Origin of the sequence: Pseudothermotoga elfii DSM 9442 = NBRC 107921 (assembly GCF_000504085.1) — a bacterium.
Classification (GTDB): Bacteria; Thermotogota; Thermotogae; order Thermotogales; family DSM-5069; genus Pseudothermotoga_B; species Pseudothermotoga_B elfii.
This window is the reverse complement of the sequence record NC_022792.1, coordinates 91,116-103,880: the sequence shown is the minus strand read 5'-3', so window position 1 is coordinate 103,880 and position 12,765 is coordinate 91,116. Positions and strand designations below refer to the sequence as shown.

11 protein-coding genes and 2 tRNA genes are annotated in these 12,765 nt (G+C 37.2%); 9 read left to right on the top strand and 4 right to left on the bottom strand.

The features are described from left to right. The first annotated feature begins 25 nt into the window (after nt 1-25). From TEL01S_RS00495 to TEL01S_RS00470, 6 genes are read left to right on the top strand one after another with little or no spacing between them, the layout of a single operon-like run. Nucleotides 26-904 (top strand): carbohydrate ABC transporter permease, encoded by an 879-nt coding sequence (locus TEL01S_RS00495; RefSeq protein WP_012002159.1) that lies wholly within the window; start codon nt 26-28, stop codon nt 902-904. Next, nucleotides 901-1,725 (top strand): carbohydrate ABC transporter permease, encoded by an 825-nt coding sequence (locus TEL01S_RS00490; RefSeq protein ID WP_012002158.1) that lies wholly within the window; start codon nt 901-903, stop codon nt 1,723-1,725. The genes TEL01S_RS00495 and TEL01S_RS00490 overlap by 4 nt, the downstream gene beginning before the upstream one ends. A 5-nt stretch (nt 1,726-1,730) precedes the next feature. Continuing rightward, the gene (locus TEL01S_RS00485) at nt 1,731-4,616 is read left to right on the top strand and encodes a family 10 glycosylhydrolase (protein ID WP_028843564.1); all 2,886 of its coding nucleotides are present in this window, start codon (nt 1,731-1,733) and stop codon (nt 4,614-4,616) included. 5 nt (nt 4,617-4,621) lie between these two features. Beyond that, nucleotides 4,622-6,058 (top strand): DUF4127 family protein, encoded by a 1,437-nt coding sequence (locus TEL01S_RS00480; protein WP_012002156.1) that lies wholly within the window; start codon nt 4,622-4,624, stop codon nt 6,056-6,058. A gap of 5 nt (nt 6,059-6,063) precedes the next feature. Further along, on the top strand, nt 6,064-6,945 hold the full coding sequence (locus TEL01S_RS00475) for an ROK family protein (protein WP_012002155.1): 882 nt from the start codon (nt 6,064-6,066) through the stop codon (nt 6,943-6,945). Nucleotides 6,946-6,950: 5 nt separating this feature from the next. Beyond that, entirely contained in the window at nt 6,951-7,781 is an 831-nt protein-coding gene (locus TEL01S_RS00470; RefSeq protein WP_012002154.1) for a MurR/RpiR family transcriptional regulator, read from the top strand. Between the two features lie 547 nt (nt 7,782-8,328). Here the strand turns inward: TEL01S_RS00470 and TEL01S_RS00465 are convergent. The 4 genes from TEL01S_RS00465 to TEL01S_RS00455 form a co-directional block, all read right to left on the bottom strand. Further along, on the bottom strand, nt 8,329-8,652 hold the full coding sequence (locus TEL01S_RS00465; RefSeq protein WP_161632321.1) for a hypothetical protein: 324 nt from the start codon (nt 8,650-8,652) through the stop codon (nt 8,329-8,331). Between the two features lie 35 nt (nt 8,653-8,687). Continuing rightward, nucleotides 8,688-8,834, bottom strand: coding sequence for a hypothetical protein (locus TEL01S_RS11000; protein ID WP_161632322.1), 147 nt, complete (start codon nt 8,832-8,834; stop codon nt 8,688-8,690). Nucleotides 8,835-9,202: 368 nt separating this feature from the next. After that, nucleotides 9,203-9,279, bottom strand: a tRNA-Met gene (locus TEL01S_RS00460). A gap of 38 nt (nt 9,280-9,317) precedes the next feature. Further along, nucleotides 9,318-9,405: transfer RNA gene (locus tag TEL01S_RS00455), tRNA-Leu, on the bottom strand. A 394-nt stretch (nt 9,406-9,799) separates the two neighbouring features. On the opposite strand from TEL01S_RS00455, the gene TEL01S_RS00450 reads away from it, so the two are divergent. From TEL01S_RS00450 to TEL01S_RS00440, 3 genes are read left to right on the top strand one after another with little or no spacing between them, the layout of a single operon-like run. Then, on the top strand, nt 9,800-11,062 hold the full coding sequence (locus TEL01S_RS00450) for an ABC transporter substrate-binding protein (protein ID WP_012002142.1): 1,263 nt from the start codon (nt 9,800-9,802) through the stop codon (nt 11,060-11,062). A 50-nt stretch (nt 11,063-11,112) separates the two neighbouring features. Beyond that, nucleotides 11,113-11,967 carry a carbohydrate ABC transporter permease gene (locus tag TEL01S_RS00445; RefSeq protein ID WP_012002141.1) on the top strand — a complete coding sequence of 285 codons (855 nt, stop codon included), beginning with the start codon at nt 11,113-11,115 and terminating at the stop codon, nt 11,965-11,967. After that, nucleotides 11,964-12,758, top strand: coding sequence for a carbohydrate ABC transporter permease (locus TEL01S_RS00440; RefSeq protein ID WP_012002140.1), 795 nt, complete (start codon nt 11,964-11,966; stop codon nt 12,756-12,758). The genes TEL01S_RS00445 and TEL01S_RS00440 overlap by 4 nt, the downstream gene beginning before the upstream one ends. Nucleotides 12,759-12,765 lie beyond the last annotated feature (7 nt).

Sequence of the window (12,765 nt, the reverse complement as noted above, 5' to 3'; positions counted from 1 at the left end):
TTTATTTTCGAGAGGGTGATAGTCGGTGGCTTTGAGCCGCAAGAAGCAGGTTTATTTAATAGTGTTTGCTTTTCTAATTGCTCCACTAACTTTACTTGCGATCTTTACTTATTATCCTATTTTTAGAGGGGTATTTCTTTCTTTCACCGAATACAACATGCTCTTACAGACCGGCAAGTGGGTTGGTTTAAAAAATTACATTTCACTTTTTCAGGACAGGTATTTTTACATGGCGCTTGGGAATATCTTCAAATATTTGTTGGTTGTACCTTTTATACAGTTTTTTTCAATTCTTCTGGCTGTTGCCGTCAACCAAAGGATACCAGGAATAAAGATCTTTAGAACGTTGTTCTATGTTCCTGTGATAACTGGTGCTGTAATTGTCAGCATGGCATGGAAATGGATTTTCAATGTTGACGGTATACTGAACAATTTCTTGATGAATGCAGGTTTAATAAAAGAACCCATTCTCTGGCTCACTGATGCAAGATTTGCGATTTACAGTGCCATGTTTGTTACTTTCTGGAGGGGACTTGGATATTATATGGTGATTTACCTTGCTGGACTTCAGAATATTCCTTCTGAAATATATGAAGCTGCAAGAATTGATGGGGCAAACCGGAGACAAACATTTTTCAGAATAACGATTCCTCTTTTAAGACCAACAATGCTTTTTTGCTTCATTATATCAAGCTTAGCAGCTTTAAAAGTTTTTGAAGAAATTTACTTGTTAACTCAGGGTGGTTCGGAAACGACAACTATGATGTATTTGATATATGATTATGCCTTTAATAGATATAGATTTGGTATATCTGCTGCTGCTTCTGTTGTCTTTTCCTTGATTTTGCTTGTTTTTACAGTAATCAATTTCAAGTTTTTCGGCATCGGAGGTGAGAAAGGATGAGGGGAAGAAAAATATTGAGATGTATTTTTACATACCTTATTTTAATAGTAGTTGCGTTATTTTTTACTTTTCCATTTTTATGGGTTCTATCCACGTCATTTAAGGGTGCTGAAAATATATTTACATGGCCCCCTGAGTGGATTCCGAAGAAACCAACTTTTGAAAATTATAAAGCTGTATTTGAGAGAATACCCATGATCAGATATTTTTTAAATACTCTAATAATAACAGCTATAGGTGTTGTTTTTCAAGTTGTACTGGCATCATTGGCGGCATATCCACTTGCAAGACTGGAATGGAAAGGAAAAGATCTGATTTTTAAATTGATACTTTTACCCATGTTAATACCAATGCAGGGCGCCTTAATTGTCAACTTTATAACGATTATAAAAATGGGGTTATACGATTCATATTTTGGAGTAGTATTACCGGGTGCCGTTTCTATATTTGGTATATTTCTAATGAGACAACAATATTTTTCTGTACCAAAAGAAATAGAAGATGCTGCAAGGATAGACGGTTGCAACGAATTTCAAGTCTTCTGGAAAATAACATTTCCGCTTGTCAGACCAGGTACATCAGCACTTGCTATATTTGCTTTCACATCATATTGGAATTCTTTACTATGGCCACTCGTCGTATTGAGATCTCCTGATAAATATCCCATTCAAGTTGGGCTTGCTCAACTGAGCAGCACTTTTGAACCTAACTTTAGAACTGCATCAGCGGCAATGGTTCTGGCAATGGTTCCCATACTGATTTTCTTCTATTTCACTCAGCGATTTTTTATCGAGGGTTATAAAGGAGCAGTTATTCAATAGGAGGAATGACCGTGAAAAGAATTTTAGTGTTTTTACTTGTTTTATTAGTAACGGAACAGGTAGTTTTAGCAACGAATGTGGGAATCTTTTATTCTCCAACCTCAGAAAAATATTATGGTTCTTCCACCTACAAAACTATAATTGATGGGCTGATAGAAGCATTAGAGTTTGGAAAAATAAACTATGATATTATCAACAGTTTAGATGGATACATACCGGAAAACATAAAGGTTCTTATAGATCCTTCGAATGCTGCACTAACAGATTCAGAGGTGTCGGTTGTAGAGAATTTTATTCTGAATGGTGGGAAGTTGCTTGCTGCTTATGAGAGTAGCCTCAGATTTCCAGACGGAAAATTGAGGATGAATTATGCGTATGGAGATTTCCTGAGCATAAAATTCAAATCATGGGGCAGTGGAAAATATTATTTTCTACAGCCAACTGACGACGGTGAAAAGGTTTTCAACGTATCAAATATCATTAATTTACCCAGGGGATTCGCGTTCTTGGTAGAAACTACCGAAAACTCGACGCCTCTTGCTTTATGGGTGAAAGAAGATAAGACAATTGTGGACGAAAAATTTCCGTCGGCGGCTGTTTTAACGCAATTTGGGATCTTTTTTGGTGAGAATATATATCTTCATACTTCTGTAAGTGATGAAATAAAAATTATTCTGGTTAATGCCGTAAAGTTTCTTGCACAAATGCCGCCTGCTGAAGTTGATTTTATGGAATATGAACGAAAAAAACTGTCTTCAAAGATATTTGATTTTGAACAAGCAATAAGCGAACAATACGAGGCATTTCCTGAACGTGCAAGGGAATTGGAAGAAAAAGTAAAAAATTTTAAAGCGAAGCTTTATGCGGCTTCAGACATTAATTCTATTAAAGAATTGAAAAAAGAGCTGGATCTTCTCCAAATAGGTTTGTTGAAAAAATACAGCATTCAAACAAGAGGTATCTGGCTCGACAATCAATCGATAAAGAAAACAGGTTCTCCTGAAAGATTAAGGGAAACAATTCGTAAACTACACAGTATTGGATTCAATATGATTATACCTGAGGTAATTTATAAAGGTAAAACTATGGCTTCGAAGCTCTCTTATTTTCCTCAAGATGATGATTTTCAGAGGTGGTCAGAAGATCCGTTGCAAGTGATAGTTGATGAAGCAAAAAAACTCAATATTGAAGTTCATGCATGGTGCTGGGTTTTCGCTGCAAGCTCGGGAGGAGAAGAAAATTATTTCATAAAGAATTTTCCGGATTGGATTGAGAAGGATAAGTATGGGAATATATTCACCAAGAATGGTACTGCCTGGTTTTCTCACTCTAATCCCCAAACAAGGGAATATTTAATTGATGGCATTTTGGAAATTGCGAAAAAATATGAGATAGATGGGATTAATTTAGATTATATACGCTATGATGGAGATGAAATGGGATATGATGAGCACGCTGTTAAGAGCTTCATGAAAGAAACAGGTGTTGATCCCTATAAGATTGAAAAATACAGCAAAGATCAGGTAATTTGGCATATGTGGAGAGAAGAAAAAATAAATTCTTTTGTAGAGGAGTTATACAAGAGGGCCAAGGCTTTGAATGATCGTCTTTTAATAAGTGCAGATGTTTACCCAAGTTTGAGTGGGGCAAGGAACGAGAAAAAGCAAAATTGGGAAGCCTGGGTTAGGAATAAATACATTGATGCTCTTATTCCCATGAATTACAAAGGTAGTATAGAAGATTTAAAGATAGTTCTCGAGATGCAAACGAAGTTCAAAAATATGGTTTATCTTTACTCGGGTCTTCAAATGATCAATTTGAAAAGCACAGAGGATCTCATTGAACAAATAAAGACCTCTATCAATTATTTGAGTTCGGGCATTGTGTTATTTTCATTATCATACCTGGACAGGTACGATGAAGATTACATAAGAAATATTTTCGGTGTTGAAGCAATATGTGCACATTCAGAAATCAATAGTCTTGTTAAAGCCTTTGAAAGAAAATTGCATGAAGATTTAGCTTTATGCCAGGATCTGGGTCTCTCGGAATCAGAGGTAAACATTGTTCTTGAAAAGTGGGAGAAAATAGAATTTGGTAACGATGTTGGAAATATTTTCTCTCAGCTTTCCGAATTTTTTTACTATATTTCCGACAATATTAAAAATCCGAAGGCGGCTTTGATACTCTCAGATGAAATTTCATGGATGATGGACATTCTTCGTCCAAAAGTTTATAAAGCTATGCCGGTAGAAAAATTTGTTCCTGAGAAACCTGTAGATATGATAGTTGTCGACAATATCAAACCACTGCCGAAAGTTATTGTACCTTTTGGGCATGCAAAGGTGGATGGAATTTTCGATGAATGGAAAGATATAGATGAACTTTCTCGATTTTTTGTTTACGATACTGGCGAGATTTTCCAACCATATACGTCTGTCAAAGTCATGTATGATGATGCAAATCTATATGTTCAGTTTCTATGTGAAGAACCGTATATGAATGATGTGAAGAAAGTTTCAGGCCCTCGAGATACGAGAACATACTTAGGTGATTCTGTTGAGGTTTTTATTCTGAAAAACGAGAGAGACAGAGAATATTATCATTTTGTCATTGGCATAGACGGAACTATCTATGACGAAAAAGGGCTTGACAGCAAATGGAACGGGGATATAGAAGCGATAACGACGTTGAGTGACAATTTATGGTGTGCAGAAATAAGAATAAATTTGCGAACGATTGGATTGAAACCGGTTGAAGGTGGGATTTTGAAAGCTAATTTTACCAGAAACAGATGGAGAGCGGGGAAACCGCAGTACAGTTGCTGGAGTGTAACGTATGGTTCTTATCATACAATTGAAAGATTTGGAACGCTGATATTTGGGGAGTGAAAAATATGCGCATAATTTTTCTTCCTGTTGATAACAGGTTTTGCACCAAGGATTACTTTATGCTGCTTTCTAAGGCTTTCAATTTTGACGTTCTTTGTCCAGAGGATTTAGGGTGTAAAAAAATACCGGCAGATACGGAATATATATCTCATTGGCTTTTGGCGAATGCCAGAGAAGGCGATCTATTAATATTGTCACTGGATATGTTGCTACACGGTGGGCTTGTTCCTTCAAGAATAGATAGGTTGCAGATAGAAACTTTGCTTGGAAAACTTGAGATTCTTGAAAAGCTCAAGAAAATAGGAACGAAAATATATGCCTCCAGATCTATTACACGCATACCAACATACAATTCTGATGAGGAAGAACCTGATTACTGGATGTATTATGGCGAAAAATTGTACAGATATTCACTTTCTCTCTCCAATGGAGATAAAAGAAATTTTTCAGATATACCAGGGTGGGTAATTGAGGATTTTCTGTGGAGAAGAAAGAGAAATTTATCGGTAAGTAAAGAGATTATAAATCTTGTCAAGAATGGGGTTATAGATTATTTAAGCCTCATGATGGATGATAATTCAGAAGGTAGTTTGGTTGCTAAAGAGGCAAAGGAATTGAATGATTTTGTTGAAAGATCCGGTTTATCAAAAAAGGTCTCAATTAGAAATGGAACTGATGAAATTTCCCTTGTTCTTCTCTCAAGAGCTCTGTGTGATCACTTTGATATTAGACCTCGTTTTACTGTCAAATACACATTCCCAGATTGTAAAAATCTCATTCCTCCTTATGAAAGTTCACCCTTAGAGGCGTCTGTTCAAAGTCATATAAGTGGTTCGGGAGGGGTTTTGAGCGATTCAGAGGCTGATATATTACTGTATGTGAATAATTTTAATGAGTATGAAAAAATCAGAGAGGCTCCTTTTCAGGAAAAAACGAGATCGACGATTAGTAACCAAACCTTTGATATGCAAAAGGTTTTAGGACTGGCAGATGTTAGATTTGCAAATGGTTCTGACAGAGCTTTTGTCGAAAATCTCTTAGATATGAAAATTGACTGGACCAGAGCATGTTATTATGGGTGGAACACGGCGGGAAATACAATAGGATCTACATGTGCGCATACTATTTTTTTGTATCTTTCGCATAAGAAATTAATCAATATAAATGAAGATGAGATCAAGAGATATCAAGCTATATTGATTTTGGAACACTATGGATATCAGTCAGATATTAGGCAACGCTTGGTTGAATTTGTTCGCCAGAAAAATAGTTGCTCCTATTTTCTTCCCGATGAAAACTGGGCCGTTAATTTTGTCGAACGAGAAATTCAGGAATATGTTGAAAAATTGAATAAAGTTTTTAAGCGCTCATGGAAAGCATCTGTATATTTTCCGTGGCATAGAACATTTGAGATAGGCATTGTTTTAAATGAAACCAGGTGATTGCCATGAGTCCATTGTTACTTGGTATAGATATTGGAGGAACAGCGATAAAAGGTGGCATAGTTGAAAAAAGTACTATTGTTTGGAAAACAGTCGAATTAATTGAAATGAAAAATCCCTTTGAAACACTTGTCTATGTAATTGGAAAACTGGTAGAACATGCGGATACCAGACCAGAAGCAATCGGGATTGCAAGCGCTGGCAGGATAGATTCAGAAAAAGGAATAGTTGTCTATGCTACTTCAAATTTGAAAAACTGGTCTGGTCTGGATTTGGCTCAGAAAATAAATAGCAGATTTCATATTCCAACTTTCATCATCAACGATGCTCGTGCGGCGGCTTTGGCTGAAGCAGGGAGTAGAAATGTGTCTAATATGGTTTTGTTGACAATTGGCACAGGATTGGGTGGAGGAATAGTGGTTGATGGAAAATTGATTGAAGGAGCGCACTGGCAAGCTGGAGAAATAGGACATACGATACTTTATCCAGATGGCAGGCGCTGCAACTGCGGGAAAAAAGGTTGTGCCGAAATGTATATATCGATGAAAGTTTTGCACAGGTATGCAAAAGAGAAAGATAGGGAAAGACTAATAGAGAAATTCAAACAAAAAGATGAAAATACAGTTATAGCTGTGGAAAAGATGTGTAGGGATATAGCTGTATTGATTGATAGAATTTTTCTCACAATCGATCCGCAAGTTGTTGCAATTGGCGGTGGCTTTTGCGAATTAGGATCAAATGCACTTGAGATACTCAGAAAATGTGTGGAGCCATATTCTTCTAAATCCTTGTATAATACCTCACAGGTAGATTTATCGATTCTTGGAAATGACGCGGGTATAATTGGTGCAGTTATCTATGCTAAAGACAGGATTTCGAGGAGCTGATAACAGTGACGGGTGATGTTCAGACAATCATCAAAGCCAATCAAAAACAGTTTACGAAAAAAGAGAATGAACTTGCGCAGTTTGTTATTGATCATCCTGATGAAGTAATCCACATGAGCATAACAGAAATTGTTGATGAACTTAGAATAGGCCAGGGAACAGTGGTGCGTTTTTGCCAGAAACTGGGTTTTTCCGGTTTTCATCCTTTTAAAATAGCACTTGCAAAAAGCTTGGGTCGTCAGGAAGAGGCTTCTGAGGGTTCAAAAGATATGCTGGCTATGGTAAAAGAAGATCACATCAAAGCGATAGAGGAAACCTCAAAGTTGTTGAAATTAAACGAGAAGGTCGTATATCAATGTGCTGAAAAGATATCAAATTGTAGAAGACTTTATCTACTTGGAGTTGGTGCTTCAGGTGTAACAGCCCTTGATGCATATTACAAATTTATGCGAATCGGGGTAGACGTGAAATATATGCTGGATCCACATTTTCAGGCTATGAGTTTATCTGGATGCAATGAAAAAGATTGCGTGGTAGCTTTTTCTCAGAGTGGTTCCACCGCAGTTGTAGTTGATATGGCCCAAATTGCAAAACAAAACAAAGCATGTGTGATTGCTGTTACAGGGTATAACAAATCACCTCTAACATTTTATGCAGATTTTGTTTTGTTGACAGCAGTCAGAGAAAATCCTTTTCAAAGCGGCGCTATAAGATCTAAAATAGCACAGCTCCATGTTCTGGAAGTGCTTTTTGAACAAACAAAATTGCTTCTTGCAGATAAAGCAAAACAAAATGTGGATCGCACAGCTCGTTCTGTAGAAAAGTGGATATATTAGACTTACGAGCGAGTATCTTGAGATAAGCAGGATGAATGTGCAAATTATCAAACAGGGCTAAATCGCGATATTTCTTGAGAAAGTTCGATAATGATTTTGGATTTTATTTTTAAGAGTGTTCAGATAGTTTGATAACATACCAACCCGATCTTTGTTGGGAAGATGCATAAGACTAATTCTTTTAATTAGTATTGAAGTAAAGAAAGTCAGTATTTTCGTTATATGAATTCTAATTGTTGTTGCGGTTTCTCTGTATGAAGCAAGTAACGATGAAAACAAAAGCTCTTAATTCGTGCAAAAAATATATTCCATACCACAAAATTTGAAGTCAAGTTGAATATGGTGGGCACATAAATAGTTGTGATCATCGAAAATAGATTAATTTAAAAAATTATTGAATTTTTGCGCTGGTAGGGATATGGCAACTAACTCACTTGCGATCTTGGTTTCTTTCAGTAGTACAATTTTATTGCTCAGCTAAAAATCATTTATATAAAAAACGAACTTGAGCAAGATCAACTCCATCAAAGCTGTTGCTATCTGGAAATCAATCGTTATCCTTAATCTCTTTTCTCATTTCTTTTATTTCCTCTGACAGCTTTTTATATGACTCCAGAAGATCAACATTTTGTTGCAACGTTGGAATGAGAGCTTCAAGATGGTGGTTTTCCTGTTTCAAGTTGTTTAAATCAACGCTCATTGCGTCTTCAAGAATGTGTGCTAGTTTCTTGTTTTCAACCATCATTTCATCTATCTTATTTAGTTGTTCGATATGCTCGGATAGAAGAGCAACCAGTGTTCTCATCTGTTCAGTCTGAGATTTTAATTCTTTTGCTTTTTTAAAGAGAGTCTCTGAATCCAACGTTGCCAAGCTTTTATGGACCAATTCCAATTCGTTCAATTCGCTTAGGAGAGTTTTAGCTCTCTTGCATATAAAAGGTATTTTTCTAGTGCTTTGATCTTCTTTTTTAACAAACGGTTTTTCGTTTTTATACTTTTTAAGTCGAATTCTTCTGCCCCTGCGAGAAATTGTTCTAATTTGTTCTCTCCCATATTATTCCCCCCCGAATAACTACGCATATAATCCAAACAGTTAACACTGTTATTCTACACCATTTGGCAATCTGTAAATATTCTGATTATCTAAAAAGGCAAACCTTTGAATGTGAAAATATGAGATTCAAAGAGAAGGATTTATATCTCTATGTACAAGATATAGTCGCACCATTAATTGAGGTGAAGATAAAAAGCTAAAGCACATACAATGATATCACTCGTACTTTTGATTTTATAATTTGCTTATCTTCATCATCCTGAGTTTTCGCGATTTTTGTCAATTTATTCAGGATTAGTGTATTCACAAAAAAACGCTCCGACGCATGCCGGAGCCACGAGTTCTTAAAAATGTTTTTGTTAATCTCTGGTAGCGGGGGCAGGATTTGAACCTGCGACCTTTGGGTTATGAGCCCAACGAGCTGCCAGACTGCTCCACCCCGCAACGCATATATCTTCAAAAGATCACTTTTTATCTCCATCTGGTGCCGGGGATCGGACTCGAACCGACACGGAGGCTCCCTCCAGCGGATTTTAAGTCCGCAGCGTCTGCCAATTCCGCCACCCCGGCGACCAAATAGAATTCTATCATATTTATTATAGCTATGCAAGAGGTAGTGAAGTAGAATAACGGCAATCTGCATATCTACCTGGGCTCTTTCCATATTGTAGTAGGTTTTCAGATAAGTCAGAAATTGAGCAAATAGTGATTGTCTGAATATTATTCCTCGCTTTTGAAATGATATTTCTCTACAGACCTGTATCTCTACGAATGTTCATCATATTGTTTCACGAGATAATATTTTCTCAACATTTGTAGTGGTCATCAAACTTTTTGCAAAACTATACCAATTTATGTTAATGGTATTGACATATAATGTAACATGTGATAGAAAATAGGTAGAAAATTTTCCTTTTGTTCTGAATTTATGAAAAACATTTTCACCTATAAAGGGGGTGCTTTCATGAGGCGTTTTTTAATTGTGATGATTTTGGCAGCGCTTGTGGTTTTCAGTTTTGCAAAAGTTAACTTCGGTTCGACCCAGATGACACCGGCGGCAGAACGTGAATTTATGATCAGAAAACTTGGTGAATTTTCGAAAGCCTCTGGTGTGGATGTTGAATTTCTCAATTTCGAGTACACTGATTTGCTCAGCAGATTGGAGGCCGAACAAAAAGCAGGTAAACCCGTTTTGAATTTGGTGGCAGATTTGCAGAGCGGACTTTACACGATGGGCGCCAACGGATTGCTTGCCGATTTGTCGGGAGTTTTGCTGAGTGGAAAAACATTTGTTCAGACTTTCGAAAAGTACACTTACGTTGGAAAAGAAAAGGTATTTATACCATGGTTACAGGCAACCTATGCGATGGCAATCAACAAAAAAGCTTTCGAATATTTGCCGAAAGGATTGACAATGGAAGATGTGACAAATGCAACTGAAAAATGGACCTATGATGCTTTATTACAATGGGCAAAAAATATGCAAGAAAAAACCAGGCAACCTCAACTTGGATTTCCTCTTGGACCGAAAGGTTTATGGCACAGGTTTTTGCATGGTTATATATACCCATCTTACACAGGTGCTCAGGCTGTTAAATTTGATAGTGTGAAAGCTATTGAAATGTGGAATTACCTGAAGGAATTATTCAAATATGTGCATCCAGCCTGTACAACCTGGGATAACATGGATCAGCCCTTGCTCAGGAATGAAGTACTGATTGCCTGGGATCACACGGCAAGAATCAAACAAGCCATAGTTGAAAAACCTAACGATTTTGTTGTCGTACCTGTTCCAAGGGGTCCTATGGGCAGAGGGTATATTATTGTTCTCGCAGGTATAGCAATTCCAAAGAATGTCGACATGACAGAACCTTTAAAGGTTCTGGACTTTTTGACCAGCCCAGAAACACAGATAGCTATTTTAGAAAATGTTGGATTCTTCCCCGTTGTTCAAGAAGCAGCAGGTTTGATACCCGAAGGGGCTTTAAAGGTGCTTGCTCAGGGTGTTGTTAATCAATCTGCGGCGAAAGATTCTGTTGTTTGCTTCATACCAGGACTTGGAGCAAAAGGCGGAGAGTTCAGCGAAACCTACCGCCTGGCTTTCACCAGAATTGTTTTCAACGACGAAGATCCAGTAAAAGTGATAGGTGAACTTGGAGAGAAGATAAGACAGCTGTTTATAGAAGTTGATGCACCTCTGCCTGAACCAGATGCAAGCCTGTTTTGATGATTTGCAGGTGGCTTTCGCCACCTGCTTTTGGATTGGGAGTTGAGAGTGTGAGAAGAGAAGGTATAACCCCTATGTTACTTATCTTACCTGCTCTGGCGTATCTTGCAGTTTTCATTGGTTATCCTATATTTGGTACATTTCAATTAGCTTTTACTAATGAGAAAGGCTGGCTTGAGAATTTCAGGTATGTTTTTTCTTCAAAAGATTTTCAAAATGCTTTTTTGAACACTATTATTCTCGGGTTAATTATTATTCCTGTACAGTTTGTTTTTGCAATAATGCTGGCTTTGCTGGTAAATAAGAAGTGGAAAGGTTATCAATCGCTTTTGTATATAATAGCCACTCCATTAGCTCTCAGTGATGTTACCGCTGCATTGATAAGTTATTCTATATTCGCCCCAAATGGTTATTTGAATAAAATTCTTTTGAAGCTTAACTGGATAGATAGGCCTTTGTATTTCTTCGGGTATCTTTTCAAATCGAGGGAGTTTCTTGTTGTAATTTTGACGGAAGTTTGGAGAGCCACACCCCTCGTCTTTGTAATTTTGCTGGCGGGACTTCAATCTATAAATACTGAATATCTTGAAGCAGCAGATATCTTTGGCTTTTCGGCGTGGAAAAAATTCATCAAGATTACTTTACCATTGCTTAAACCATCGATTGTTTCAGCTCTTCTTGTGAGAACGCTTTTCGCTTTTCAAATATTTGGAGTTGTCTGGCTTCTGGCGGGAAGAGATATCACAGTACTTGCAGGAGAAACTTATTATTGGTATGTGTTTATGAATAACAGAAATATCGCAAGCACTTATGCTCTGATCATAGCTGTACTGACCTTTGTAATAGGATGGTTCTACATAGGCACCATTCGCTCAAAACATTTAGAAGAAGGTGTCAGATCATGAGAAAATTCTTTTACGTGCTCGCCTTTGCGGCAATATGCCTGTGGTTTATTGGGCCAATCTTTTTTGTTTTTCTTGCTTCACTGACACCGGCGTCTGAGTTCTATCAAATGGATAGGATTTTTCCTGAGAAACTGACATTTGAACATATATACAAATTACTGGTGAACCTCGGAGGATGGAGGGCGTTGCTAACAAGTGTTCAAGTTGCGTTGATATCTATAGCTGTTTCTTTTGCCCTTGGTATCCCTGCTGGTTACGCGGTTACCCGATATATTTTTCCTGGAAAAAACTTCATAAAACTTACGATGCTCTTTACAAGATCTATACCACTTGTTGTTATTGCAGTTTCTCTTGTGACAATATATCTGAGATTCAATCTGGCAGATACAATGATAGGTGTCGCACTTGCTCATGCAGCCATGATACTTCCTTTCGTCGTTTTGATAACATCGAGTATATTTTCCGGTGTGTTTGTTGAATATGAAGAAGCTGGCATGATATTCGGTCTTTCAAGATTCGGAGCCTTTTTGAAAATAACAATTCCGCTTGCTTTGCCGGGCCTGGCAGCTTCTGCTATTTTTGCTTTTATAATGTCTTGGAATGAGGTTTTCGCAGCATCTGTACTGGCTATAACTGATAGAACTCTACCTGCTCATATATTGAACACGGCGATGGCGTCTCCAGATTATTTCAAATTTGCGGCCGGGACAATTATGGCTGTGCCTGCTATGGTTTTTATATTTATCATAAGAAAATATCTTATATCTATGTGGGGAATTTCTCTGAAATGACGAGGTG

What these genes read in the sequence shown, in the direction of transcription:
- TEL01S_RS00490 (WP_012002158.1), top strand. Translation starts at nt 901, where the DNA reads ATGAGGGGAAGAAAAATATTGAGATGTATTTTTACATACCTTATTTTA.
- TEL01S_RS00485 (WP_028843564.1), top strand. Translation starts at nt 1,731, where the DNA reads ATGACCGTGAAAAGAATTTTAGTGTTTTTACTTGTTTTATTAGTAACG.
- TEL01S_RS00480 (WP_012002156.1), top strand. Translation starts at nt 4,622, where the DNA reads ATGCGCATAATTTTTCTTCCTGTTGATAACAGGTTTTGCACCAAGGAT.
- TEL01S_RS00475 (WP_012002155.1), top strand. Translation starts at nt 6,064, where the DNA reads ATGAGTCCATTGTTACTTGGTATAGATATTGGAGGAACAGCGATAAAA.
- TEL01S_RS11000 (WP_161632322.1), bottom strand. Translation starts at nt 8,834, where the DNA reads ATGGGAGAGAACAAATTAGAACAATTTCTCGCAGGGGCAGAAGAATTC.
- TEL01S_RS00450 (WP_012002142.1), top strand. Translation starts at nt 9,800, where the DNA reads ATGAGGCGTTTTTTAATTGTGATGATTTTGGCAGCGCTTGTGGTTTTC.
- TEL01S_RS00440 (WP_012002140.1), top strand. Translation starts at nt 11,964, where the DNA reads ATGAGAAAATTCTTTTACGTGCTCGCCTTTGCGGCAATATGCCTGTGG.